Source organism: Parapedobacter lycopersici, assembly GCF_040395035.1.
Lineage (GTDB): Bacteria > Bacteroidota > Bacteroidia > Sphingobacteriales > Sphingobacteriaceae > Parapedobacter > Parapedobacter lycopersici_A.
In genome coordinates, this window is record NZ_JBEBRB010000039.1 from 1 (window position 1) to 24417 (window position 24417).

A 24417-nucleotide genomic window follows, 5' to 3' on the forward strand; every position below is an offset into this window, starting at 1 on the left:
GACCAGGTAACGGACCACCCCTTTCCGGTAGCCGCTGAAATATCCTATGCCCAGCCGCAAAAGCCCACGGCCGCTACGGCGAATGCAGCGAAAAAACGCAAAAAGAAACGGAAGGCTAAACGGCCGACCGCAGCCTGAGGCATTCGTTATTTTGAAAGACCGGGAGTCTCTGGCGTTATTTCGCTGGTGAGACGGAAGTTGGTAAACGAGCGCCCGTTGAGCCACGCTTCCCATTGGCGCACCAACGGTTGCTCCAGACTGAACTCGCGGTATTCGTCGGGGTTCATGATCGGTACACCCTTCACGATGGGGTAGAGACGCTCGCAGGTGGAACAGATAAGGAAGCCGGCAATAACCCGATCTTCGATATCACGGCTGGTAACCGTTAGTTCGAGGTCGGTCCGGTCAAAAGGGCAGCAAAGTTTTTCAATGGTTTGTAATCTCATCTTCTATTTAGTTTTTGGTGGTAGGCCCTAAGCGATTCTGCAGGCTGAGCTGCCGATAAAATACCGGACACGACTGCTACGCCTGAATAATCCAGTTCATTTAACTTTTCTATATTATCGGGTGTTATCCCGCCGGAGAGGAACAGCGGTAAAGTAGTTAGGGAACGGGCTTCTTTCACCGTTTCAAATGTGACGCGATCGCAACTGTTGGCCGTTGCAGATGGAAACATGGAACAAAACGAAATGTAGTCTAGGTGATGTGCTGATGCCCATCGCACTACGGTTAAATCGTTATTACAGGTAATCCCTACGATAGCGGTGGGACACATTTGCAACTGAACAGCGTTGAAATCAGTCGGGATTTCGTCGAAATGTACGCCGTCGACACCAGTGTAACGGGTATATTCCCAATGATTGTTTATCAGTAATGGAACACCGTGGGGACGGCACAGCGCGGCCACAACGGCAATCAATGTGTCATCTACTCCATCGGGACCGAAGTTATCCCACAATTGTACGGCAGCCAGGTTTCCGAAAGGCACCTGCCGTAATTTTTCAACTAGGAGTCTTCGTTCCATAGCGGGATCAATAACCAGGTATACACCGTCTTTAAGTGCTTTTTTCATTTCAGTCCGGTTTGATGCGCATTAAAAAAAGCGGCCCAATACGGATCTGACTGGCTACGAGTAAACGGTATGCGCGCGCCGTCTTTTTCCAGTTGAATGCCTTCAGTCGACGCACATAACCTACCCACTTCGACACAGGGTATCCTGTCCGCTGACAAGCGGGCGATTATGGAGCCCGCAGCGGCCGGTCGGCATGCGATAATCATAGCGCCTGCACCAATGCACGAATAAGGGTCAAGGTCGAATACCGCACAGACTTCAGTTTGTGCCGGGGCAACGGGTAGTTGCGAATGGTATACGATAGCGCCATTTCCGGAAGCAACCGCCAGTTCATGGAGGGCACCAAGTACACCGCCCTCCGTTACATCATGCATCGCAGAAACCGCTTGCCCATCCTCCCCGGTGTTAACCGCAGCGAGCGCATCGCGCAACGATGATGTTTGGTAAAAAGCATTGCAGGCTTCCCTGTGGATTTCCACACCGCACCTATCTTTTACTGTATGTGGAAAGCTCATTGCGAGTATCGCAGCCGAGGATATTCCACAGTATTTGGTAACGAGCAGGGTATCGCCCACACGAGCCATGCTGGACACACGTGTAGTTGCTTTGGGTAATACAGCCGTCAGCGTACCGCCACCGGCAATGGTGGATTCCTGTCCGGCAATGAATCCGGTATGCCCGCCGGTTATCGCTACGCCGATGTCGGTACAATACCGATCAATATAGCCCCAATATGCTTTAAAATCAGCTGTCGACAGCGACGGAGGGAGATTGAGTACAAATTGGCCGTACTGAGGTGCGTGGCCGGTGGTGGCCATGTCGTTGGCCATCAGGTGTACCGATAACCAAGCCGACTCCTGCAGCCCCAAAGAAGGGATCAATGAAAGTGGATCGCTGGTCTGTGCCAGCACCATATCACCGGGTAAATCCACTATGGAAACATCTACGCCGAACCGCGGCCCGATACGGACTTCGCGCCGCGGAGACCCGCAGCGCCCACTGACCCAGTTGTCGAAATTGATGCCTGTTAATTTTCCGGTGGTGGTAGCCCTGCTGTTACTGCACATCGTTGAATTGTACATATAATCCGAAAAAATCACCGAAGGGTATCCCCCATTGCTGCACGGGAAACCAGGAAGGTAATCCGGTGCAGCTCCAGGTTATTGTGTATTCCCTGCCCACAAGTGCCTTATGGATAATATCCTGCAGTGTTTTCGGCGTGTAAAACGTGGCAGTAATATAAAAGGGGTTTTTACCGAACAGCTGCTGTACCCGGCGGCGGACGACTTTAGTCGAATTGCGGTTCATCATCCCCATGGCAATTCCATATTTGCCTACACGTGCAGCTTCGCGGATCACCTTAACCGGGTCTTTGTAGTACTCGAAAGTGGTGATGAATGCCAGTGCATCAAAGGTATGGTCCTTAAAGGGCATTGCATGCGAGTCGGCCATAACCAGATCACCATCGAACAGGTGAATCGCCTGCGAAAGCATCAGCGGCGAAATATCTCCGCCGGAGGCTTTTATGCCAATTTCTTTCCACCAGCGCGTAAAACGGCCGGTCCCACAACCAAATTCAAGCAGGGTCTTTATTCGCCCATCTCCCGCAACCAGCTGCTCCATCACTTTCTTTTGCCATACTTCCGCACGCTTGTAGCGCCCCTCGTACCATTGCTCGTACGTATCGGTATGTTCCCGGTTAAAAAACCATTCCGGCCGCCCCTGCCAATTTTGCTGGCTACGAGGAATTAATTCAGCATTTTTGTGTTGTATTTCCATGTTCTTCTGCGATCAGCAACCGATTGGAGTAGGTACGAAGGGGGCATGGAAAAAATCAGTTTAGTCGTATGCATCCCTACGTTGGCATTATCCAAATCAGGTTATCGGGTATTATCTCAGCCGTTAAACGGCACCCCGTGCTTTGTTTTACGGGACAAACATAACGATATTCGGAGTGGTTTGCAACTATCAGGAATTCGGTAAGGGGCTCCGTGGCACTGTAGTACAGTATAACGGGACCAATAAGGCATTGCATGCCGGATTGTACATTATTTGGACGGTGATTTAGCCGGTGTGAAGATAAGCTGGCGGATGATGCTCCTAAATCGTGTCACAGCTCTTAAACCGCCAATCGACAAGGATGTGGGCATGATTATTGCCGAATGAGAGGAAAGAGCAAATGTGATCATGTCCAAGCATTTATTCATTATCCGGCACGCCAAATCAGACTGGAGTTTTGAAGTGAGCGACGTTGACCGTCCGCTTAATGCCCGCGGATTTGACAATGCTCCGGAAATGGCACAACGGCTTATCCAGCGCGGTGGACGGCCGCAACTGCTGGTCAGCAGCCCGGCGAAGCGGGCGTTGACCACGGCCCAGATTTTTGCGGAACACCTGCATACGGCGGTCCGCGATATCCGCATTGATCCGCGTGTCTATGAAGCGCTGCCAGCTACTTTACTGGACATTATCAATGAGGTAGATAACCGGTATGATCGTGTGGCACTTTTCGGCCACAATCCGGGCGTCACGCTGTTGGCCAACTCATTGGCCGACGAAAACATAGCCAACATCCCAACCTGTGGCATTGCGCACATCGTGTTTGAAGATATACAGGACTGGGCTTTCGTCAGCGGTGGATTGGGACGGCTGGTTTGGTTTAACTCGCCCAAGGGATAATGCCGCCTGTCCTGGGCAGCACTGCGCCTCCGATGCAGTGCCTTTGATCCTTATTCCTAAAACCTTACCTTTACCCATTCATGCTCAATAGACTCCAACACGAAACGTCGCCCTATCTCCGGCAGCATCAACATAATCCGGTGGACTGGTACCCCTGGGGAAGGGAAGCGTTGGAAGCCGCAAAATCGGCCAACAAACTCCTAATTGTCAGCATCGGCTACTCGGCCTGCCATTGGTGCCACGTTATGGAGCGGGAGAGTTTTGAGGATGCCGGGGTGGCCGAATTGATGAATCGCTATTTTGTTTCCATTAAAGTAGACCGGGAAGAGCGGCCCGATATCGATCAGATCTATATGATCGCGGTGCAGCTGATGACCAATCAGGGCGGGTGGCCACTCAACTGCATCTGCCTGCCCGACGGTCGGCCGATCTATGGAGGCACCTACTTCCGTCCGGCCGACTGGAAAAATGTATTGCTGCAATTGGCGGATATGTGGCGGGAAACACCGGAAGTCGCATTGGACTATGCCGACCGCCTGACCGCCGGCATCCGGCAGAGTGAACAGCTACCGGTCAACCGGATTCCGGAAACCTATACCGTACCGCAGCTGGAAGCGATCGTTACCCCCTGGAAGCGGCAGTTTGACCATGAAGCAGGCGGTTATAACCGTGCACCGAAATTTCCGCTGCCAAATAACTGGTTATTTCTGCTTCGCTATGGCGTGCTGGCGGGTGACGCCGCCGTGGTGGCACAGGTGCACCTGACCCTGCAGAAGATCGCTTCAGGGGGGATATACGATCATATCGGAGGTGGTTTTGCGCGTTATTCCGTTGACAGTCACTGGCATATCCCGCATTTTGAAAAAATGCTATACGACAATGCCCAGCTGGTAAGCCTGTATGCTGAAGCGTGGCAGCATCGCCCGGTCGTGCAGTACCGGCGGGTAGTAACGGAAACGTTGGACTGGATTAGCCGGGAGATGACCAGCCCCGAGGGCGGGTTTTATTGCGCATTGGATGCCGACAGCGAAGGGGTGGAAGGTAAATTTTACACGTTTGATCTTGCCGAGATAACGGAAATCCTGGGCGAGGATGCCGAATTATTTGTTCGGTATTTTAACCTGACGGAGGAAGGTAACTGGGCTGAAGAACACACCAATGTGCTAAAAACGGATGTGACGGCCGATCAACTCGCCGAAGCGGCCGGTTTTACGCCTGTGGAATGGGAGACTTACCTGGCGGAAGTAAAGGCGAAATTACTTGATTACCGGAATAAGCGGGTTCGTCCAGGGTTGGATAATAAGCTGCTGACGGCATGGAATGCCTTGATGCTCAAAGGGTATGTGGACGCTTACCGCGTGTTTGATGTTGTGGATTACCTGAATGCCGCGTTGAGAAATGCTGACTTTATACGTCGTCAACTGTACACTGCTGAGGGGAAATTATTGCATCAACCGGCAGCAAATGGAAGAATGATTATTGGATTTCTGGATGACCACGCATGCTGTATAGAAGCGTTTATTGCCTTATATGAGGCGACGTTTGATGAGCAGTGGCTTCAGGAAGCCAGACGCCTGATGGACATTGCCATTGCGCAGTTTTATGACGATGGAGCCGCCGCATTTTACTATACCGCGTCAGAAGCCGAGCCGCTCATTGCACGGAAGTATGAAATTATGGATAACGTGATCCCGTCGGCTAATTCAACTATTGTCCGTCAACTGCATCGCTTGGGACTATTGTTGGATGAGCAGCGGTATACGGCCATCGGCGAACAGCTGCTGGCAAATGTGACACCCCAGATTGAGCGGTATGGATCGGCCTATTCTAACTGGGCTATCCAGCTGCTGGAACTGGTTTATCCCTTGCGGGAAGTGGCACTGACCGGTCCTGATTGGAAGACTTTCCGCAGGGCAGTGGATGAACGATATGTACCCAATAAAGTCATTTTGGGCGGAACAAAAGGTACCCTTCCGTTGTTGGCAGGGCGAATAAGCGATGTTACACGGGCCTATGTATGTAAAAATAAAACATGTAGCCTCCCCGTGGCAACCACGGATGAACTATTGGAATTAATTCTATAACCGGATGTGTGCACATCCATAAATCAAAACAAATGACTATAGCACCCAACAACGTAGTGACATTAACGTACAAACTCCATACGGTGGAGAACGGAGAAAAGACCTTTGTGGAAGAGGCGGGGAAAGATAATCCGTTGGATTTTTTATTTGGGGTGGGAATGATGCTGCCAAAATTTGAGGAAAACATTGCCGGACTGAAGGCGGGGGATACCATAGATTTTGAACTGGCGGCTGCGGATGCTTATGGTGAGGTTAACGAACAAGCGATTACCTCCCTGCCGGTTAATATGTTTGACGAGGCGGGTATACCGGCCGTTGGCCAGATATTGCCCCTGCAGGATAATCAGGGCAACCAATTCCGTGGCAAGGTTACCGAGGTTTCCCCGGAAGTTGTGGTGGTCGACCTCAATCATCCCATGGCCGGACACAACCTGCATTTTGCGATTGAAGTGCTGTCCGTGCGGGAAGCTACCCCGGATGAATTGTCGCACGGCCATTCGCATGGACCGGACGGGACACACGAACATTAATCGGTCCGTGATATACCGCAGACCCGCCACCTCATAGGTTATGTCAAACGCATGTTTGCAAAAACCTATGGGGTTTTGATGGCTCGCAACATTTCCCGTTTTCCCGGTGCACCGGGAATTTTTTCAACCGTAAAACCCAACGCTTTCATTGTGCGCTTCAGCTGACCGGTAATGGCATAGGTGACGAAGATGCCGCCCGGTTTCAAAAAATGACAAATATGCTTTAATGTTTCTGCCGACCACATTTCCGGCTGGTGCACCGCGGCGAAGGCATCGAAGTAAAGGATGTCGTATGCATGGCCGGAAGTGAACTGGGCGATATCAACCGGGGCAACCTGAAGCCGGTTGCCGGCATCGACTTGCTGCGGGAATTCCAGACTTTCCTCATAATGGGCTAAGAAGGCATTCCATAGCGCCGGTGCGACGTATGCATCATAGCCGGTTTCCTTCAGTGTATCCAGTGGTAACGGAAACGCCTCGATACCGGTGTAATTTAAACGACGGCCATGTTTCGTACAGTGGGTTGCGCTGAGTAAAAAATTAAGTCCGGTACCAAAACCCACTTCCAATATGGCCAGCGAATCAGCCGGCGACTGCGCGACACAATGTTCCAGTCCCATACCAACAAATACATGCCGGCTTTCCTGTACGGCACCGTGGCGGGAATGGTAATGTTCACCGATCCCGGGGTGGTACAGGGTTTTGGAGCCATCGGCTGTAATAACGAATTCCATCATTCGTGCAAACTTACGCGAATTAATTGCTGTTCGCGAAAATCAACCCGCAGTTTTTAGGAATGTTCCGCAACTTAAAATAAAATCCATTACTTTAGTGACTGGATTATGGAAAGACAACCTTCAACGTTCTTAAGCAACTACAGCAGCATCCTCCTTTTATTGCTCGGCATCGTTGTGGGTAGTGTTGTTGGCGTGTTTATGCCCGGAATCGTCGGTTGGCTGAAGCCATTGGGGGATGTTTTCCTGAACCTGTTGTTTGCCGCAGTTATTCCGTTGCTTTTTTTTGCTATCGCGTCGGCATTGGCCAATATCGATGCCTCGCAACAGCTGGGACGAATTGTGACCACTATGATCGGCGTTTTTCTATCGACGGTGATCATTTCGGCGGTGCTCACCATGGTGGTGCTGTGGTTCTTCCCTGTGGATGCGGTCCGTACTACGGGGGAAGTGTCCGATGGACTGTTGGGCGGGGATCCGAATGATACCTGGGCCGACCGTATCGTCCGGTTTCTTACCGTTGGTGAGTTTTCGCAGCTCCTGTCGAGGCAGAACATGCTGGCATTTGTGATTTTCTCGTTCCTGGTGGGCATTGCCGCAATGCGGTCGGGCGAGGCAGGGGCGCCCTTCAGGGCCTTTCTCGCTTCCGGAAATGAAGTCATGAAACAACTGCTCCTGCTGATTATGAAGGCCGCCCCAATCGGATTAGGTGCTTATTTTGCCTATCAGGTGGGAACCATCGGTCCTGAGCTTTTCGGATTTTATGCCAAGCCATTGGGGTTATATTATGCGTTTGGCCTTTTTTATTTCGTCGTTTTCTTCAGTATATACGCTTACGTGGCGAATGGGCGGCAGGGGATATCCCGATACTGGAAAAATAATGTGTTGCCCACGGCCACAGCGATCAGTACATGCAGCAGTATAGCTACCATGCCGGTAAACCTAGCTGCGGCTCCGAAAATGGGAATACCGGTTCCGGTAGCCAATGTTGTGATCCCGCTGGGCATGACCTTGCATAAAGATGGTTCGGCGATTTCAAGCGTGGTGAAGATCTATGTTGCGTTCGTGTTGATCGGCCGTGATTTTTTCGAGCCGGTAACCTTGCTCACGGCGGTGGGGATTACCATCCTGGTGAGCATTGTAGCGGGTGGTATTCCGAATGGAGGCTACATCGGGGAAATGCTGATGATTTCGGTTTACGGGCTGCCTACCGAAGCAATCCCGGCGGTGATGATCATTGGCACGCTGGTTGATCCCATGGCAACGCTCCTGAACGCAACCGGAGATACGGTAGCCGCAATGCTGGTCGGCCGTTTTGGATGGAAGCGCCCTCCCGATACGACAATAGATGAATAAGCAGATTGATTCCGGATCGTTAATGCCCTATGTCCGATTCCGGACCTCCCGCAGCGGCGGCAGTGGCGGACAGCATGTCAACAAAGTGGAAACCAGGGTTACCCTATCGTTTGACGTGGATGCTGCGGATATCTTTTCCGACGAGGAGAAAGCACGGATAAAGACCCGGCTGCAAAACAGGCTGCATGCCGATGGGGCCGTGCAGGTAAATAGCCAAGAAGCCCGGAGCCAGCTGGAAAATAAGGAAATCGCACTAAAGAAGCTAGAGACATTGCTGAAGTCGGCCCTTCAGCCAATAAAGCCACGTAAGGCAACTAAACCATCAAAGGCATCCGTGCAGGCGCGGCTGGAAACCAAGCGTAAACAAGCACTGCGGAAAATAAACCGGCGGAAAGACTGGGAGTGACGGTCTGTGGTCGGAGCTTAATACCGGTAACTTATGCCCAGTGAACCATAGCGGTGTCTGAAAAACATACTGGGCGATTCTTTTGAACTGAATACATATTGAAGGCTGCAGGTAAACGCCCGCCGGGCGTAGATAAGGCCGACGTGATTAGCAAGCACCCAGCGAGCGGGATGAAACGTTACCGGACCTTTATCTTCCCGGAGCAAGCCCCCCTGAATGGTCGCGTCGTAAGCCACCCAGCTTACCTGGGGCTTGAAGTAAAGAAAAAGCTCGTTGGCGATATGGGTAGGATGTGCTTGTAGACGACTTGAAAAATAGGCTGTTGCATGCAGGGGATTTAGCCGGCCGATCCGGAAGATCGGTGCAACTGCCATATGGGTGTGATTGAAACCCAGTTTGCCCGCGGCATGTGCGGTAATATCGAACCAGCGGCGGGTATTGCGGTATAACCGTTTAGCGTATTCCGCGCCAAGATCCACACCGAAAGCACTTTTCAGCTGGTATTCCCAGCCGGATATCTCATATAAATTAAATGCTTTGTGAACGCTTTCCTGCGCCTCCTTTCCCAACGCGCGGCTGCCGATGGTGCCCAATTCTACCGACAGGGCTAACATCGACTCATTGACATAATAGTGCGTGCGGTTGATCCCGAGAAAAAGATACGCGGTAATGGGACGGTCAACTTCTTCGATTTCGTGGATCTGTCCGGTATAGGCGGTGTATAGCTTTTGCCCGCCGGAAATCCCCCATATCCGGTTTAGCTCGCGTGGAGAAAGCGCCATGCTGTCTGCGGCTTTGCGCACCGATAGTAAAATGCCATTGGTATAATATTGGTCCTGTTTGTTCAGTAAATACAGGTCGTTGTCGTTCTGGAATCCCCACTCCATGCGGGGAAGCCGCTGCCCGTAAACAGTCATAAACCACAGCAAAAGGGTGGCAACAATCGGTATGGTGCGTCTTTTGGGCACAAACATGGTTAGGCAAGGGATTTATGCAAACATAATGATTTTTTGGCTGATCAGCGATCAGGCAAAGGCATAAACAACGACCCCGGTACTTGAAACTTGAGGCTTGGTGCGGGGCGGAAAGTGCCAGCGGACGGCTAGCTGTTTAGAACGATTCTAAAAAATAGCAATAGATTGCAATATTCGTAGCTTCGTGTTTCAATTCGTAATTTTGCAATCGGGTTTAATCCATTGAGGAATAATGACATGAAGAAAAGTTCGGTAATCGGGATCATTATTATCGCCCTGGCGATTGCGATGATTATTGTAATGTATACGGATTCGAGTACCTACTCGACGTTTACAGAGGCTAAGGAGGAGCAGACGGAGCTATATGTGGTAGGCGTACTCAACAAAGAGAAGGCGCTTCATTATGAGCCTACTGAAGATGCCAATCATTTTTCTTTTTATATGTATGATAACGACAGCACGGAATGCAAGGTTGTATTCCGGGGCGCTAAACCGCAGGATATTGAGCGTTCGGAGCAAATCGTACTAACGGGGAAAATGGTGGGGAATGAATTCCACGCCAGCAAAATACTCATGAAGTGCCCATCCAAATATCAGGAGAATGAAGTGGAAGTTACAGAAGTGTCAACCGCACAGACGTTGGGGTTTGTGGAAGCGCCAGCCGTTAATTGATTTAAATACGTAAATGGACATCAACTACGTAGGTGAAAACCTCCTGCCGGGTCAGATTGGGCAGTTTTTCGTTATCCTTTCTTTTGGATCTGCATTACTGGCCGCTATTAGCTATTATTTTGCCGCTGTGAACAAGGCGGACCGATCCTGGTTCCGCATTGCCCGCCTTTCTTTCTGGTTAAACGCGATAGCCGTCGTGGGCATTGGCTCCAGTTTGTTTTATATTATTTATAATCACCAGTTTGAATACCATTATGCATGGTCGCACTCTTCAAAGTCGCTGCCCACGCATTACATCATTTCCAGCTTCTGGGAAGGACAGGAAGGGAGCTTCTGGCTGTGGATGTTCTGGCAGGTTGTACTCGGCGTCGTATTGGTATTCCGCGCCAAAAGCTGGGAAAGCCCGGTAATGGCCGTCGTGATGTTGTGTCAACTGGTACTGGGCTCTATGCTTATTGGCATTGTGATTCTCGGTGAACGGGTAGGGAGCTCACCGTTCATTCTGTTGCGGGAGGCCATGCAGGCCCCTATATTTTCGGATCCCAATTACCTTAGTATGATTACTGATGGCCGTGGACTGAATCCGCTGCTTCAGAATTACTGGATGGTGATTCACCCACCGACACTTTTCCTCGGCTTCGCTTCCATGATCGTTCCATTTGCTTACGCGGTGGCCGGACTGTGGCAGAAGCGGTATAAGGAATGGATCGGGCCGGGCCTGCCGTGGGCGCTGTTTGCCGTAATGGTGCTGGGTGCCGGTATTATCATGGGATCGTTCTGGGCTTACGAAGCACTTAACTTCGGGGGGTTCTGGGCCTGGGATCCGGTTGAAAACGCATCTATCATTCCCTGGTTTACGCTGATCGCCGCCGTGCACGTCATGGTTGCTTATAAAAACTCCGGACATTCCTATTTTACGGCTACGTTTTTGGTTATGGTGAGTTTTGTACTGGTGATCTACGCCTCATACCTGACCCGCAGTGGCATTTTAGGTGAAACATCGGTACACTCGTTTACCGACCTCGGCCTGTTCTGGCAGTTGATCGCATTCAATATTATTTTTCTGGGCATCATGGTTGGTATGTTGGTGGTACATAAAAAGTACATGCCGTCAACTAAAAAGGAAGAAGAGATTTATTCACGTGAGTTCTGGCTGTTTATCGGTGCGCTCGTACTTACAGTGGCCTGTGTCCAGATCATCGCTTCGACATCCATTCCCGTTTTTAATGCCGTGTTTGGAACCAGCGTAGCGCCGCCCGTCGATCCGGTGCAGCATTATAATAAATGGCAGGCAGGCTTTGCAGTGGTTGTCGGTATTCTCTCGGCATTCACCCAGTTTATGAAATACCGGCGGATGGACGTCCGCAAATTTTATATTGCAGCACTTGCTTCATTGATCGGGGCACTGGTGCTGACAGCCGTTTTGGTGTATGTAACCAAAGTATACACCAATTTCATGTATATCCTCATGGTGTTTGCCGCAACTTACGCTATTGTCGCCAATGGCCAGATACTGGGTGAAGCGATTCGGGGTAAATGGAAACTGGCCGGCTCGTCCATTGCCCACATCGGGTTTGGCCTGCTGCTGATCGGTGCCCTTGTCGCCGCAGCTACCAACGAGGTTATTTCGCTCAACAGCAGCGGCTATATTGCTGTGGCCGGCTTTGACCAAGTGGAAAAACCGGGCGAGAACCTTTTCCTGACAGAAAATGAGCCGGTGCAGATGGGTAATTACCGAATAACTTATGTGGGCGATAGCATTGCCCCGCCCAACGTTTACTACAAGATCAATTACGAAGAGATCGACGATGAAACAGGACGCGTGGTCGACCGTTTTCAGCTACGACCTTTCGCGCAGAACAACCCCTCGATGGGGGGACTTATCGGCACACCGGATACGCGGCACTACCTTACGCATGATGTGTATACCCTGATTACAGCGGCTATGTCTGAAACACATATGCTGGCCCAGGGTTCCAACGAGCGGGAAGGACTGGATGCGTACGAAGAGCCTGCTGTATACGAAACCAACATCGGAGATACCCTGCGGTACCGGAATGGCTATATTGTGGTTGCCGGAATTAACCGTGATGCGACAGTGGAAAATATCCCCAAAGGGGAAAATGATGTGGTCGTTGGGCTTAACCTGGAAGTTTATGCAGCAGACGGCGAGAAATACCAGGTGGAACCAATATTCCTGATTAAGGATGGATCAACCTACGATTTCAGCAAAGATGTCAGCGACCAGGGACTGCGTTTCCGGTTCAGCAACATCATGCCTGACAAGGATAAACTGGAGTTGATGGTGTACCAAAAACCACTTCCGGAAAAGAAATGGATTGTCTTTAAAGCCATCAAGTTTCCATATATCAACTTCTTTTGGTGCGGAACGGTGATCATGACAATTGGATTTCTGCTGTCTATTTTCCGTAGGAATAAGGAAATTAAACCATTGGAAACCGCATGAACATTGTGGTGATCGGCAGTGGTAATGTCGCTTCCCATTTCAGCAGCGCTTTTGTGGAAGCCGGATGCCGGATTATACAGGTATATAGCCGGACTTCTGCGCATGCCCAGGCATTGGCCGACACATGGGCTGCTCCGGCAATCACTCAGCTTAGCGATATTGACACAACCGCAGATGTCTATCTTACCGCGGTGAAAGACGATGCGCTGGAGGCGGTACTTTCGCAACTCCCCCCTACATTGAACGGCATCGTGCTGCACACGGCAGGCAGCGTGGAAATGGCGGTTCTTCATGGGCGCGCCCGGCGTTACGGCGTACTATACCCGGTACAGACGTTTTCGAAGAAAAAGTATGTTGATTTCGGGCACGTTCCCTTGGCCATCGAAGCGTCGGATGCCGAAACCTTGGAAAGCCTCAGCCGGTTGGCAGGCCTATTATCCGGCCGGGTGTTTTTATGTAATTCGGAACAACGACTTGCATTGCACGCTGCTGCGGTATTTGCCTGTAATTTTACCAATTATTGTTATTCCATTGCAGACGATCTGCTCAATGAGCATCAGCTTGGCTTTGACCTTATACGCCCCCTTATCCGTGAAACGGCCGAAAAAGTGATGCAACACAAACCAAAAGAAGTGCAAACAGGACCCGCTGTCCGGCAGGATGTACAGACAATGGACAAGCACCTGCAGTTGTTACAGGGTCATCCCGATTGGGTTGAGCTGTATGATGCACTGAGCAGACAGATTGGACGGTCGTGATTAATGACGGTCTTCCGTTGCTGTTTTCTGCTCCCGGAAAAAGAAAGCAAACAACAGCAGGCAACAAAAAGCCATCGCAGCAGGCGTGATCCAAAGGAATTTCCAATAGTCATTGTCACTGAAATGCACCTCCAGGTAATCCGAAGTGCCACCCGCAGCCCAGAATCCCAGCAGCATCCCAATACCATACATAGCCACAGTCACCAGTCCCTGGGCTGAAGAACGGTATTTCGCGCCCGCGATGGTGTCTGTGTAAATTTGTCCAACTACAAACATGAAATCATAACAGACCCCATGCAGGATAATGGCGACAATCAGCATGGCAGCTAAATCGGGATGATTGCCATACGCAAAGAGCAGGTAGCGGATGGTCCAAGCGGCAATCCCCACGAGGATCATCCGCTTATAGCCCAATTTGGCAAACAGAAAAGGAATGGCTAGCAGGCACAAGGCCTCCGATAGCTGACCCAACGCCATTTTCGCGGTAGGGTTGCTTAGTCCTACGTGAACCAGGTAGGGGTTTGCGTTCTGATAATAAAAGGACATCGGGATGCAGATGACAATCGCCGTAACAAAGAACACCAGAAATCCCCGGTTTTTCAACAAAACAAGGGCTTCTAAACCCAGCGCTTTGGCTACGGTGAATCGGGTGTCGCCCTTCCGCAACAGGGGGGGCGTTTTAGGCAGCAGAAAACTCAGTGTCGCTAACAATAGGGAGCAAACCGACGCTAGCAGAAACGTATTGCGCAGCGCACCGGCATCGACCGATGCCGCATTATCCCAGTGGAAAACCAGGCTGATGGCTGAGCCCGCGGTTATCCAGCCAACGGTTCCCCATACCCGGATGCCCGGAAAATAGCGTTTGGTATCCTGGATGTGACGGAATGCGATGGAATTGGCGAGCGCCAGCGACGACATGTACGCGATGAAATAGGCCAACACATAGGGATAGAATGAAGAAACACTGTCGGCTAGGTACATGCCGGTCAATAAACATGCCCCGAGCAGATGTAGGACAGCCAGTACCCGTTCCGCGTTGAGATACCGGTCTGCGATAAAGCCAATAAAAAAGGGAGCCGCCACGGCGCCGAGGGATTGGGTGGAAAATACCTGGGCCAATTCAAGTCCGTCGGCCTGCAGGTTTTTTAACAAGTACGTGCCCAGCGTGACAAACCAGGCACCCTTGATAAAATATTCCAGGAACATCATAGCGGATAGTTGGAGCCGCAGTTTTAGATTCATAATTACCAAATGTAATGGTAATTTTACAGAATGTCAATTGGCCTTCAGTGCACGTTTTATTTTTATTCGAAGGGCAACATATGCACAGCTACCGAAAACGGCGGTTAAAATTGCTAGTGCAAGCAGCGGCCGTTGAATGTCTGCGAGCGTACCCTGCTGGGTAAGTAGAATTCGGTAGCCCTGCAGGAAGTGCGTCAATGGGATCACATCAGCAATATAGGCGATCCAGCGGGGCATTTGGCTCAGGGGCCATGTAAAGCCACTGACAACGAAACTAGGTGTGGCCACAACCATCAGAATTTCGGTTGCTTTAAGCTGGTTGGGAATCAGGATACTTACCAAAATACCCAGCAACGAAGCGGAGGCGACAAAAAGCGCAGCGAGAAGCAGGTTGGTTGCGGTTTGTTCCGGCGCAAGCGGGACCCTGAACCAATGCTGAAGCACTAAAAAAAACAACCAGATCGGGATAATCATCAGCCAATAGGGAATGCACTTGACCAGTATGGCCTGCAGGGGCGACCGGGTTTGAGCCAATAGCTCAGTCTTAAAGGTGCTCCGTTCATATTCCTGTGCAAAACTTAACGCGAGTGCCAGCAGAAGTACCTGCTGGACGATCGTGGCCAGCATACCGGGCCACAGAAAACTCATGTAGTTGGATGAGCGATTGTACAGCCGGACATAATTCGTCTTGAACGCTTCGTATTTATCGATGGCGGCAAATTCAGGGGTACCTTTCTTTTTCAGGGCTTCCATTTCCATGCCCGCATTTAACGTCCCTAAAACGACCTGTATGGCACGGGAAGCGTAATTGGCGGTAAGGATGTTGGCCAGATTAATGTCGACATTGATCTCAGGCGAACGGTTTTGCAGTACATCGGCTTCGAACCGGTCGGGAATGGATACAAGCGCTTGCCCGTCATAAGCAATCATTGCCTTTTTCAGTCCGCTGCCTTGGGGTTTCACCGTAATTACATTCAACACTTCTGTATCGTTGAGCATGTCAATAAGGCGATTACTGAGCGGCGTATTATCCTCATCTACCACGATAATGTTAAGGTCGGTTACCTTCCCCTTTTTATACACGTAACCGAACAGGATACCATATAATAGGGGCGCCCCGATGAACAGCAGGCGAAGTACTGAATTGCTCCAGAACAGGCGGAATTCCCGCTTAATTAAGTTGATAAACGTTTTCATGAAGCATTAGTTGAGCGTGACCGTCGCGTTGTTAAGTAGTTTCTGGGCGATTTCCTGCCGCTGTGGAACAACCTTGATTTCGTAAACGGCCTGCTCCATTTCATATTCCGGATAGGCCGTGGTGACGTTGGCATATTTGGTCAATTGCCTAATCAGGGTAACTGTTCCCTTGGTATGCTCACGGAGGTAAGGGATATAGATATCCACGTCCTGACCCTGCTGAACGGCACCGATCTCGTTTTCCGGAAGGGTAAACCTGAACCACGTGCTGCCCGGCAGATAGCCATTGAACAGCGCGTAGCCTGGTGTAGCAAGTTCGCCTACGTGCAATGCAATGGTTTCGATGGTCATGTCGGCCGGTGCGATGATATAGCGTTCGTTAGCGGCAACTTCGGCTTCACGCAGCGCCCCGCTGGCCCGCTCCTGCTGCCCGAGCGCCATGAGCCTGTTTTCGCGGCGCACACCCGACTTTGCCTCGTCAAGTTCGGCAACGACCGCCTGATACTGGGCATGCGCGCCCTGATACTTCGCAGAAGCCTCGTCGTATGTCTGAGGTGACACAAGTGAATCGGTGAACATGGCTTCTACACGGCGAAAGGATTTCTGGGCAAACTCAAACTGCTCTTTGAGGGCATCATGCTTGGCCTGCAATTGTTTCAGTTGATTAGCCGTGGCCCCACGCTCCGCCATTTCGTATTGGGCAACCGCCGACCGGACAGCACCCTGCGCCTGGGCAATTTTGGCATCCACTTCCGGAATATCAAGAACTGCAAGGGTATCGCCCTTGTTTACCAGTTCGCCCTCCTGGACCAGAAGCGCATTGATCCTGCCGGGAATTTTCGTGGTAACACTGATGCTTTCCCGTTTAACCTTACCTTCCTTGTTGCTTGAAGCAGGTGCTCCACAGGATACGATTGCTACTGAAATGATCGCCGCAGCAATGCGCATATATAAATTGGTTTTCATGGTAAATTGTTTTTAAGGGTAACGATTAGTTTATGTGTTCGAGGGTGAGATCACCCGTAGCCATTAATAGTTGATATGCAGCCCTGCGCTGATTGAATACGGCCTGGTAATAATCGAGTGCAGCCTGTTGATGATCCGTTTCAGCACTGATGCGCTCCGCGAGCTTAATGAGGCCGGTTTTATATTCTTTCTGGGCGAGTGCCAATGCTTTTTGTGCAATATTCCAGCGGGTTTCACCTGCGGCGACCTGTTTAAGGGTCAACTGATATTCGGTGCGGGCTTTTTCCAGGTTTAAGGTCAGCATTTCCTCCGCATGTGCCCGGTTGTTTTCCGCTTTTTGGACTTCGATGCGCGCCTTATTTACCTCTCTTCTTCCTTTAAAACCGTCGAAAATATCCCATTTCATCCCGATACCCACGGTGTAGCTTGGGAATGCCTGTAGTCTGTTCAGCCTGAAATCAATTTCACGACCGGTTACCGGGTTTTGGTAGGGCGTTGTCATACGGGTATCCGTTAACCCATAATACCCTACCCGCGCCAAGGCCTGAACCTTGGGGATCCAGTGAGTTTTTTCTGCGGCGACGCGGTACTTGCTGGCCTCAATAGCCGCGTTCAGCGCAGCTATTTCGGGCCGGTTTCCAATGCCGGTGGCCGACCCATCGATCGGAAAGGGCTGGAGTTCCCGGTCAATTAATTCCAGTTCCTCAATCGAAACACTGGTCAGCTGATGCAGCTGCTGCAACAATAGACGGTGCTTACCTGTATACTCCTGCAGCTTAGCAGTCAGTGTCGCCTGGGCCACATCCACTTTATTGAGCTCATATGACGTGATAAGGCCATAACCAAAAGCTTTTTCGGCTGTCTTTTTCTCAATCTGGAGCCTTTTTTCACTTTCGGTAAGCAGCAGCTGCACCTGTCTGAGCAAAATAAGCTGATCATAGGCCGTGCTTACCTTGTCGATAATTTCCTGCCGCTGTTTCTCGATCAGGCGCTCCTGTGCCTCTATTTTATGATCAAGTGCCTTTCCAAGTTTGGGCGCCTTTGTGCCACTGAACAATACGACACTGGCCGTTAGGTCGGCCGTCCACAGGTTGCCCCGCGTCGAGAATTCGGAATCGCCTTCAAACACAGGAATATTCAATATGGGTAGCGTGGTCGATGGTATGTCGGCTAATAGGTTACTGTTGAGGTAAGCGTATTTTGCGCCGGCTTCCAGGTGAGGCAGGTAAACTTCGCTGATCGATTTGCGGGTTTCCTGCTCGGATTGAATAGCAAGTCGCATGTTGCTTAGCTCATAGCTTTTAGCAACTGCTTTCGCTGCCAGTTCGGCCAGGCTGGGTGCCTGCTGGGCGAAGACCTGACCGCCGGCGATACAGGTGATTCCGGCGATGAGGTATCTTTTAATCCAATGTGTTGACATGATAAAATGTATGTTGTTGTATAATCAACTATTATAGAAAATCAAGATAAGTTTTCGTAAACTGTTTTTAAGGTGTCCTTGGCAATGCGGACATGGTCGTCTTTGACATGAATTAACGCCTCTGCCAAGGTTTTGTTTGCTTGTGCCAGGCATTTTTCCCTCAGACTGCGACCCGCCTTCGTCAGATAGATCAGGTTTGTTCGACGATCGGCCTTATCCACGACACGTATGACGAGCTGACTGCGCTCAAGGTTATTAATAAGCCGTGTAATGGCTGTCTTTTCACGGAATGTCCGTGTGGCAAGCTCCTGTTGGGTAAGCCCTTCTTCTTCCCACAGGCTGTATAGGATACTCCATTGTTCACTAGTGATGTCGATGCCTGCTTCGCGGAAATTCTTATGCAGTCGCCGGGAAATAGCCGTATATGCTTTCCCGGTAAGAAAGTCGTAAAATTCTTTAGCTTGAAAAATAGAATCGCTCATTGTTGTAAAGTTGTATATGCAACTACAAGGATTGTGCCAAAAATGCTTATTGGCCATGGTCAGGATTCGTGGAACTGTTTATTAATGCGTCCGAGGTTGTCAATCATTTCCTGGATGCGTGCATTTTCCTGTTTGATGTATTGTTTCATGAAAACGAAATGACAGATCAGGAACCAGCAGACTACAACCAGCAGAAAGGTGATAAAGGCCCAGAAGGGCACGGAGAAATACATTTCAACGGCATAAAGTCCAAAGGCGACGGCCAATACGATTTCATATGCCATGTAATTCCGGGTATTGAAACGGTTGCGTTTTTGCTTGAATGCCTGTAGGTAAGCGATATACTCCTGCGGTTTGGATAAAAGGGAATGGCTGCTGCTGATCCGACGATAATCGGCTAACTGGTTGACAAAGAAATAACAGATACAGCCCATGGTCAGTGCCAGCGCGAGGTAGGTGGTCCAGGTAGAAAACGAAACGGCTACCCAGACCGACAGGAGTACGATGATAGCGGCTGCAACTATCACGCTTTGCCAGAAGAGCTTTTTCGCCAGCTCGCTCTTGCTTTCTTTGATCCGCTTTAATATCGTGTCAAAGCTAACGTTTGGTTCCGGTGTTTGCCGGTGCCAAAGCTGTTGTAAATCTTCAAACCCTTTCATTTCTATTGTATATTTCTGTTAGCTTATGTTTTATCCGGTGTATTTTGACCCGCAGGTTCCCTTCGGAAATTCCCGAAATCTCCGCAATCTCCGGGTAGGGGATTTCATCAAGTACCATGGTAATGATAATGCGTTCATTTTCTTCCAGCTGCGCAATGGATTGATACAATAACGCCACTTGTTCTTGCTTTTCCGACGGTTCTTCGGTATGATTTTCAATGATGTGATCGTTCAGTTCATCGGTGGCGCGGCGCTTCGCTGTGCGCAGGTAGGAAAGACAGGTGTTTACCGCAATACGGTATATCCACGTGGAGAGTTGCGACTGGTTACGGAAGGTGTCGAGGTGCTGCCAGACCTTGATGAAGGTTTCCTGCATCAGATCATTGGCCGCATCGCTGTCGCCGGTATAGCCGTAGCAGAGGTGGTATACCCGCTTGGAATTGTCGTCAAATAGTTGCTGAAATAATATGCGTTGATTACTCATGAGCAGCGGTTACGTGGATTAGACGTATGGAACAACTACCTGTTACAAAGATGCGGATAAGCGAGTAGACTTCCGACATGTATCGGATGCTTTTTTCCGGATATTTTTTTAACTTTAACAAATGGAAACGATTCTCCCGATCCTGATTGCACTGGCCTTTTTTGGCCTTCAGGCGTATGCGAATTTTCAGAAAGAGCAGGAAAAGGCGCGCAAAAGAAATCCGGCGCAGGGCCGGCCGCGGCCAGGCACGGACGAAGCTGCCGTAGGCAGATCCGCACAACCCGGCAGGGCTGCCGGTAAACAGCAGGCGGGCGATCGTGACCTGCGTACACCTGCGTGGCAACCGGATGAAACGTCCGCTACCCCCTCCGCAGCTTTTGATGCGTATACGGGTAATATCGACACAGCGAAAATGCGCCGGGTGCGGAGCCATTCCGGCAAGCGTGTGCCCGAGCGGCTGCATGTGACAGACGCTGCGCATACGGGAAAAGCAGATGAAGGATATGCATTTGACCTGCGGGATGCCATCATTCAATCGGCAATTTTGGAGCGGCCGTATCAATAATGGAGCAGGGTCGCTGCTCAAATATCCAATTTAAAATCATCGATATCTTTTAAAAACGGCAGGCTCGCGCGGGTATCCTCAATGTCTTTCCGGTAAATGGAGAAGGTATACAAGTCCTCGTATTCCGGTTTATAATATACCACATCCCCAATCGGCGAGATGCACATGGAGCCGCCGGAGTAATACACTTCGTTGCCATCGTGCCCCACGCGGTTTACGCCAATGACGAAGGCCTGGTTTTCTATTGCTCTTGCCGGAATGAGGCTCCGCCAGTGGGCGGACCGCCTATCCGGCCAGCTGGCCACGTATAGCAAGACATCATATGCGCCACCCAGGTTGCGTGACCAAACCGGGAACCGGAGGTCATAGCAAATCATGGGGCATATCTTCCAACCGTGAAGCTCTACAATAACCCGCTTATTGCCCGGTGTGAATTTTTCATTTTCCCCAGCCATGCCAAAGAGATGCCGTTTGTCGTATTTTACATAGCTGCCATCCTGATTCATCCAGATGAACCGGTTATAATACTTCCCATCTTCTTCAATGATGAGGCTCCCGGCGACCACGCAGCTATATTTATGCGCCGTTTCCATCATCCAATGCATCGTTTGGCCGTCCGGTTTTTCGGCGCATTTCTCCACATTCATCGTAAAACCGGTATTGAACATTTCCGGCAAAATGATGAGGTCCGTCTTTTCGCGGATTGCCGATAGCCTGAGCGAAAGATTGCTTAGGTTTTTATCGATGTTTTCCCAAAATAGGTATGCCTGGAACGTGGTGATCTTTAATGCATCCATATCTGAAAACAATGAAGTTCTTGATTAATTTGGGTGTGCCAAAAGCACAAGTTAACAATAAATTTGTAATTGCGCAGACTGATCCCTGTGTCCGACTGGATTTTCCTGCAACAAATAGCTACGCTTCTCGGTGAAGCAAATTTTGAGCCAGTGTCCGCAAGGGGGTCTTACGGGCTTCATCAACCGCAATGTTATCCAGGGCGCTGAATGCCTTGTCGATGTAATTTTGTTTGGCGGCCTCGACTAATTGCTGGATTTGCAGCCGGTCGTAAATGGCTTTTACCGCATCAATTTTATTTTCCGGCACCGGGTCTTTGGCAGTAAATAAGCTGGTCAGTTCGACCCGTGTCTCGGCATCAGCAGCTTCAAAAGCCGTGACCAATAAATAGGTCTTTTTGTTTGCCAGTATATCGCCGCCGGGCTTTTTGCCAAATTGCCGGGGGTTGCCGTATACATCAAGTAGATCGTCCTGCAGCTGGAATGCAATGCCCAAATGAATGCCGAATTCGTAAATAAGCCGGGCATCCGTTTCGGTCGCGTAGCTGACGATGGCACCCATTTTCAGCGCCGCTCCCAGTAGAACGGATGTTTTCAGCGTAATCATATGGATATACTCTGCGAGGCCGACTTGTTTCCGCTGCTCAAAATCCATGTCCAGCTGCTGGCCTTCACAAACTGCTGTAGCCATGGTATTGAATGTGCTGACCAACGCCGCCAGCCTGTCCCCCCCACAGCGGGCCAGCTGATCATACGCCATAATCAGCAGCCGGTCGCCGGACAGGATCGCCACGCTGCTATCCCATTGTTGATGAATGGTCGGTTTCCCCCGCCGGAGCGGGGCCGCGTCCATAATATCATCATGAACCAGACTGAAGTTATGAAACAGTTCGATGGCAAGTGCAGCCGGCACCGCCCGGTCGCTATCGGGTATCGAGAACAGGTCGGCCGCCATTAATGTGAGCAATGGCCGGATACGTTTACCGCCGATTTGCAGCATGTACCGAATCGGGTCGTACAGGTTCTCCGGTTTTTCGGGGATGTGGATGTTGGATAATGCTTCGGCAATCCGCTGCTGTAATTCGACCGTCTGTTGCATGCCTGTGATTAATTTTGGGCTAAGATAGGGATTCAGATCGGAAAGCCGCTTGTTGGAAACCTGGTTTTAAAATCAAAAAAAATATAGTAGGTTTGATGGCATGCACAGCATAAAGCGGGTTCGGTACCCGAAAGAACCGCTGCATGGGTTACAATTGGAGATTTAGCGTATTAACAGGTGAGTAAGTTGCATACATCCACAGCATTGGAAGCAGACCGGGAAACGATCGCGGGGATTGCTTCGGGAGATGCAGGCACCCTGGAGGCATTATATCGGGATTATTTTCCAATGGTACTGCACATGGTTACCCAGAATAGCGGGACATCGGATGAGGCAAAGGATATCTTTCAGGAAGCCGTTATCGTATTGTATGACCGGGTTAAGCAAGGCGGTTTTGAATTGAACAGCAAGTTGAAGACCTACCTCTATGCAGTCTGCCGGCGGCTATGGTTAAAACAGTTGGGTGATCAGGGAAGAATGTTTCAGGATGTGCGCGATTATGAAGATACAATATCGGTGGAAGACGACCTGGCGGTACATGAGGAAAAAGATCAGCAGATGTCGCTGATGGAAGAGGCGCTGGATAAACTGGGTGAACCCTGTCGGAGCATTATTCATGATTTTTACATATTGGGCCAGTCGATGCAGGAAATTTGTGAGCGGTTCGGCTATACCAACGCCGACAATGCCAAAAATCAAAAGTATAAATGCCTGCAACGGCTAAAGAAGCTATATTTTACAGAAAACAATAAATAGGGGAAGATGAACAGTATGAGTGAGCAGGAATTTATATTTCTTGCGGATAAATACCTGAGAAAAGAGTTGGATGCGGCAGAGCGGACTGCTTTCGAGGCGTATTGCATGGCGCATCCTGACAAGGCAACGCAGCTAACAACGCACCAATTGTTTCTGGAACAGTTGCAGGCACACGCTAACCGGAAAGCGTTAAAACAGGAATTGGCGGCTATCGCCGATAAATATGCTGCCGGCGGGCCGCAGGAAGCCAAACAGACAACCATTATTACCACCTTATGGAATAGGTTCAAGATTAATTCACTGGTAGCAGCTAGTGTGGCCATCATTGCCGTGTTCTCTACCTTGTGGTTGTCCGGCTATTACAAGACCATTGAAACCACCACATCGAACTATAGCGCACTGCGGCGGGACATGAATACGGTGAAGAAAAATGTAAATGCACAGAATGCGGTGATCAACAGCATCAATAGCGGTCAACGACGGGGCGATGAATCAAAAAGTCATTTTGGAGCGACGGGATTTATCGTTTCGACCAATGGGTATGTTGTGACCAATTACCACGTGGTAAAGGATGCCGATTCCGTTCACCTTCAGAACAGCAAAGGGGATGCATTCAGGGCCGAGGTGATTTATATTGATCCGGCCAATGACCTGGCGCTCCTACATATCGGCGATAGTGCGTTTAAACCCCTGAAAAGCATGCCGTATACATTCAAAGCGACCGTGTCGGATGTCGGGGAAGACGTCTTTACTGTTGGATTTCCCAGAGACGACATGGTTTATGGACAGGGATACCTGAGTTCACAAACCGGCTATGCGGGCGATACCACTGCGTACCAAATATCCATCCCTGTTAACCCGGGAAACAGTGGCGGACCGGTATTGGATAGCCGGGGAAATGTGATCGGTATCATCAGTGGCAAACAAAAAGGTCTGGATGGTGCGTCATTTGCCATTAAGTCCGAGGCATTATTAAAATCAATTGAAGCCATACCACAGGATTCCCTCACGGATAAATTAG

At 50.2% G+C, this 24417-nt stretch carries 26 protein-coding genes and 1 riboswitch; of the genes, 11 read left to right on the top strand and 15 right to left on the bottom strand.

The genetic code is table 11. The annotated features are described in order from the left end of the window. Positions 1–146: 146 nt before the first annotated feature. The 4 genes from ABWO75_RS09030 to ABWO75_RS09045 are packed head-to-tail and all read right to left on the bottom strand — an operon-like array spanning position 147 to position 2851. The gene (locus ABWO75_RS09030; protein ID WP_353184734.1) at positions 147–446 is read right to left on the bottom strand and encodes a Trm112 family protein; all 300 of its coding nucleotides are present in this window, start codon (positions 444–446) and stop codon (positions 147–149) included. Beyond that, complete coding sequence (locus ABWO75_RS09035; protein WP_353184736.1) at positions 443–1072, bottom strand: thiamine phosphate synthase; 630 nt, start codon at positions 1070–1072, stop codon at positions 443–445. The genes ABWO75_RS09030 and ABWO75_RS09035 overlap by 4 nt, the downstream gene beginning before the upstream one ends. After that, positions 1069–2154, bottom strand: coding sequence for an AIR synthase family protein (locus ABWO75_RS09040; protein ID WP_353184738.1), 1086 nt, complete (start codon positions 2152–2154; stop codon positions 1069–1071). Before ABWO75_RS09040 ends, ABWO75_RS09035 begins: the two co-directional genes overlap by 4 nt. After that, on the bottom strand, positions 2129–2851 hold the full coding sequence (locus ABWO75_RS09045) for a class I SAM-dependent methyltransferase (protein ID WP_353184740.1): 723 nt from the start codon (positions 2849–2851) through the stop codon (positions 2129–2131). The genes ABWO75_RS09040 and ABWO75_RS09045 overlap by 26 nt, the downstream gene beginning before the upstream one ends. Positions 2852–2907: 56 nt before the next feature. Next, positions 2908–2999, bottom strand: a riboswitch (TPP riboswitch). 260 nt (positions 3000–3259) lie between these two features. Between ABWO75_RS09045 and ABWO75_RS09050 the strand changes: the two genes are divergently transcribed. The 3 genes from ABWO75_RS09050 (at position 3260) to ABWO75_RS09060 (ending at position 6365) form a co-directional block, all read left to right on the top strand. Then, on the top strand, positions 3260–3751 hold the full coding sequence (locus ABWO75_RS09050; RefSeq protein WP_353184742.1) for a SixA phosphatase family protein: 492 nt from the start codon (positions 3260–3262) through the stop codon (positions 3749–3751). A gap of 80 nt (positions 3752–3831) precedes the next feature. After that, positions 3832–5835 carry a thioredoxin domain-containing protein gene (locus ABWO75_RS09055; protein WP_353184744.1) on the top strand — a complete coding sequence of 668 codons (2004 nt, stop codon included), beginning with the start codon at positions 3832–3834 and terminating at the stop codon, positions 5833–5835. A 32-nt stretch (positions 5836–5867) separates the two neighbouring features. Beyond that, positions 5868–6365: an FKBP-type peptidyl-prolyl cis-trans isomerase gene (locus tag ABWO75_RS09060; protein ID WP_353184746.1), complete on the top strand. Its 498-nt coding sequence runs from the start codon at positions 5868–5870 to the stop codon at positions 6363–6365. A gap of 65 nt (positions 6366–6430) precedes the next feature. On the opposite strand, the gene mnmC2 is transcribed toward ABWO75_RS09060, so the two are convergent. Next, positions 6431–7102 carry a tRNA (5-methylaminomethyl-2-thiouridine)(34)-methyltransferase MnmC2 gene (mnmC2, locus tag ABWO75_RS09065; RefSeq protein WP_353184748.1) on the bottom strand — a complete coding sequence of 224 codons (672 nt, stop codon included), beginning with the start codon at positions 7100–7102 and terminating at the stop codon, positions 6431–6433. Between the two features lie 105 nt (positions 7103–7207). Here mnmC2 and ABWO75_RS09070 point away from each other — a divergent pair, with 105 nt between their 5' ends. Both ABWO75_RS09070 and arfB read left to right on the top strand, forming a co-directional pair. Continuing rightward, on the top strand, positions 7208–8455 hold the full coding sequence (locus ABWO75_RS09070; protein WP_353184750.1) for a dicarboxylate/amino acid:cation symporter: 1248 nt from the start codon (positions 7208–7210) through the stop codon (positions 8453–8455). Further along, positions 8448–8861, top strand: a complete 414-nt coding sequence (arfB, locus tag ABWO75_RS09075) for an alternative ribosome rescue aminoacyl-tRNA hydrolase ArfB (protein ID WP_353184752.1) — start codon at positions 8448–8450, stop codon at positions 8859–8861. Before ABWO75_RS09070 ends, arfB begins: the two co-directional genes overlap by 8 nt. Before the next feature lie 17 nt (positions 8862–8878). Here the strand turns inward: arfB and ABWO75_RS09080 are convergent, their stop codons facing one another. Continuing rightward, the gene (locus ABWO75_RS09080) at positions 8879–9829 is read right to left on the bottom strand and encodes a lipid A deacylase LpxR family protein (RefSeq protein ID WP_353184754.1); all 951 of its coding nucleotides are present in this window, start codon (positions 9827–9829) and stop codon (positions 8879–8881) included. A gap of 243 nt (positions 9830–10072) precedes the next feature. On the opposite strand from ABWO75_RS09080, the gene ABWO75_RS09085 reads away from it, so the two are divergent. The 3 genes from ABWO75_RS09085 to ABWO75_RS09095 are packed head-to-tail and all read left to right on the top strand — an operon-like array spanning position 10073 to position 13732. Further along, complete coding sequence (locus tag ABWO75_RS09085; protein WP_353184756.1) at positions 10073–10507, top strand: cytochrome c maturation protein CcmE domain-containing protein; 435 nt, start codon at positions 10073–10075, stop codon at positions 10505–10507. A gap of 13 nt (positions 10508–10520) precedes the next feature. Then, complete coding sequence (locus ABWO75_RS09090) at positions 10521–12974, top strand: heme lyase CcmF/NrfE family subunit (protein ID WP_353184758.1); 2454 nt, start codon at positions 10521–10523, stop codon at positions 12972–12974. Further along, the gene (locus ABWO75_RS09095) at positions 12971–13732 is read left to right on the top strand and encodes a Rossmann-like and DUF2520 domain-containing protein (protein ID WP_353184760.1); all 762 of its coding nucleotides are present in this window, start codon (positions 12971–12973) and stop codon (positions 13730–13732) included. Before ABWO75_RS09090 ends, ABWO75_RS09095 begins: the two co-directional genes overlap by 4 nt. On the opposite strand, the gene ABWO75_RS09100 is transcribed toward ABWO75_RS09095, so the two are convergent. Genes ABWO75_RS09100 through ABWO75_RS09130 form a run of 7 tightly spaced genes read right to left on the bottom strand, consistent with a single transcriptional unit; the run spans position 13733 to position 20182 of the window. Then, entirely contained in the window at positions 13733–14974 is a 1242-nt protein-coding gene (locus ABWO75_RS09100) for an MFS transporter (protein WP_353184762.1), read from the bottom strand. Between the two features lie 33 nt (positions 14975–15007). After that, the gene (locus ABWO75_RS09105; protein WP_353184764.1) at positions 15008–16171 is read right to left on the bottom strand and encodes an ABC transporter permease; all 1164 of its coding nucleotides are present in this window, start codon (positions 16169–16171) and stop codon (positions 15008–15010) included. 6 nt (positions 16172–16177) lie between these two features. Continuing rightward, positions 16178–17137 (bottom strand): HlyD family secretion protein, encoded by a 960-nt coding sequence (locus ABWO75_RS09110; protein ID WP_353184766.1) that lies wholly within the window; start codon positions 17135–17137, stop codon positions 16178–16180. 25 nt (positions 17138–17162) lie between these two features. Then, positions 17163–18557: a TolC family protein gene (locus tag ABWO75_RS09115; protein ID WP_353184768.1), complete on the bottom strand. Its 1395-nt coding sequence runs from the start codon at positions 18555–18557 to the stop codon at positions 17163–17165. Positions 18558–18598: 41 nt separating this feature from the next. Then, a complete protein-coding gene (locus ABWO75_RS09120) occupies positions 18599–19039 on the bottom strand; it encodes a MarR family winged helix-turn-helix transcriptional regulator (protein WP_353184770.1) in 441 nt (146 codons plus the stop codon). Positions 19040–19098: 59 nt separating this feature from the next. Next, positions 19099–19698, bottom strand: coding sequence for a hypothetical protein (locus ABWO75_RS09125; protein ID WP_353184772.1), 600 nt, complete (start codon positions 19696–19698; stop codon positions 19099–19101). Then, complete coding sequence (locus tag ABWO75_RS09130; RefSeq protein WP_257659098.1) at positions 19685–20182, bottom strand: RNA polymerase sigma factor; 498 nt, start codon at positions 20180–20182, stop codon at positions 19685–19687. The genes ABWO75_RS09125 and ABWO75_RS09130 overlap by 14 nt, the downstream gene beginning before the upstream one ends. A 121-nt stretch (positions 20183–20303) precedes the next feature. Between ABWO75_RS09130 and ABWO75_RS09135 the strand changes: the two genes are divergently transcribed. After that, complete coding sequence (locus ABWO75_RS09135) at positions 20304–20747, top strand: hypothetical protein (RefSeq protein ID WP_353184774.1); 444 nt, start codon at positions 20304–20306, stop codon at positions 20745–20747. Between the two features lie 17 nt (positions 20748–20764). Here the strand turns inward: ABWO75_RS09135 and ABWO75_RS09140 are convergent, their stop codons facing one another. Beyond that, a complete protein-coding gene (locus tag ABWO75_RS09140) occupies positions 20765–21544 on the bottom strand; it encodes an amidohydrolase (protein WP_353184776.1) in 780 nt (259 codons plus the stop codon). A gap of 118 nt (positions 21545–21662) precedes the next feature. Continuing rightward, positions 21663–22640: a polyprenyl synthetase family protein gene (locus tag ABWO75_RS09145; RefSeq protein ID WP_353184778.1), complete on the bottom strand. Its 978-nt coding sequence runs from the start codon at positions 22638–22640 to the stop codon at positions 21663–21665. Between the two features lie 177 nt (positions 22641–22817). Here ABWO75_RS09145 and ABWO75_RS09150 point away from each other — a divergent pair, with 177 nt between their 5' ends. Then, positions 22818–23396: an RNA polymerase sigma factor gene (locus ABWO75_RS09150; RefSeq protein ID WP_353184780.1), complete on the top strand. Its 579-nt coding sequence runs from the start codon at positions 22818–22820 to the stop codon at positions 23394–23396. Between the two features lie 6 nt (positions 23397–23402). Further along, on the top strand, positions 23403–24417 hold a 1015-nt coding region (locus ABWO75_RS09155; RefSeq protein WP_353184782.1), incomplete at its 3' end, for a S1C family serine protease.

Bases quoted from the DNA above. Each gene is read 5' to 3' on its own strand.
- ABWO75_RS09045 (WP_353184740.1), bottom strand. From the start codon at position 2,851: ATGGAAATACAACACAAAAATGCTGAATTAATTCCTCGTAGCCAGCAA.
- ABWO75_RS09060 (WP_353184746.1), top strand. From the start codon at position 5,868: ATGACTATAGCACCCAACAACGTAGTGACATTAACGTACAAACTCCAT.
- ABWO75_RS09145 (WP_353184778.1), bottom strand. From the start codon at position 22,640: ATGCAACAGACGGTCGAATTACAGCAGCGGATTGCCGAAGCATTATCC.
- ABWO75_RS09085 (WP_353184756.1), top strand. From the start codon at position 10,073: ATGAAGAAAAGTTCGGTAATCGGGATCATTATTATCGCCCTGGCGATT.
- ABWO75_RS09030 (WP_353184734.1), bottom strand. From the start codon at position 446: ATGAGATTACAAACCATTGAAAAACTTTGCTGCCCTTTTGACCGGACC.
- ABWO75_RS09125 (WP_353184772.1), bottom strand. From the start codon at position 19,698: ATGAAAGGGTTTGAAGATTTACAACAGCTTTGGCACCGGCAAACACCG.
- mnmC2 (WP_353184748.1), bottom strand. From the start codon at position 7,102: ATGATGGAATTCGTTATTACAGCCGATGGCTCCAAAACCCTGTACCAC.
- ABWO75_RS09140 (WP_353184776.1), bottom strand. From the start codon at position 21,544: ATGGATGCATTAAAGATCACCACGTTCCAGGCATACCTATTTTGGGAA.
- ABWO75_RS09040 (WP_353184738.1), bottom strand. From the start codon at position 2,154: ATGTACAATTCAACGATGTGCAGTAACAGCAGGGCTACCACCACCGGA.
- ABWO75_RS09050 (WP_353184742.1), top strand. From the start codon at position 3,260: ATGTCCAAGCATTTATTCATTATCCGGCACGCCAAATCAGACTGGAGT.
- ABWO75_RS09130 (WP_257659098.1), bottom strand. From the start codon at position 20,182: ATGAGTAATCAACGCATATTATTTCAGCAACTATTTGACGACAATTCC.
- ABWO75_RS09105 (WP_353184764.1), bottom strand. From the start codon at position 16,171: ATGAAAACGTTTATCAACTTAATTAAGCGGGAATTCCGCCTGTTCTGG.
- ABWO75_RS09055 (WP_353184744.1), top strand. From the start codon at position 3,832: ATGCTCAATAGACTCCAACACGAAACGTCGCCCTATCTCCGGCAGCAT.
- ABWO75_RS09070 (WP_353184750.1), top strand. From the start codon at position 7,208: ATGGAAAGACAACCTTCAACGTTCTTAAGCAACTACAGCAGCATCCTC.
- ABWO75_RS09035 (WP_353184736.1), bottom strand. From the start codon at position 1,072: ATGAAAAAAGCACTTAAAGACGGTGTATACCTGGTTATTGATCCCGCT.
- ABWO75_RS09110 (WP_353184766.1), bottom strand. From the start codon at position 17,137: ATGAAAACCAATTTATATATGCGCATTGCTGCGGCGATCATTTCAGTA.
- arfB (WP_353184752.1), top strand. From the start codon at position 8,448: ATGAATAAGCAGATTGATTCCGGATCGTTAATGCCCTATGTCCGATTC.
- ABWO75_RS09115 (WP_353184768.1), bottom strand. From the start codon at position 18,557: ATGTCAACACATTGGATTAAAAGATACCTCATCGCCGGAATCACCTGT.
- ABWO75_RS09100 (WP_353184762.1), bottom strand. From the start codon at position 14,974: ATGAATCTAAAACTGCGGCTCCAACTATCCGCTATGATGTTCCTGGAA.
- ABWO75_RS09095 (WP_353184760.1), top strand. From the start codon at position 12,971: ATGAACATTGTGGTGATCGGCAGTGGTAATGTCGCTTCCCATTTCAGC.
- ABWO75_RS09135 (WP_353184774.1), top strand. From the start codon at position 20,304: ATGGAAACGATTCTCCCGATCCTGATTGCACTGGCCTTTTTTGGCCTT.
- ABWO75_RS09120 (WP_353184770.1), bottom strand. From the start codon at position 19,039: ATGAGCGATTCTATTTTTCAAGCTAAAGAATTTTACGACTTTCTTACC.
- ABWO75_RS09090 (WP_353184758.1), top strand. From the start codon at position 10,521: ATGGACATCAACTACGTAGGTGAAAACCTCCTGCCGGGTCAGATTGGG.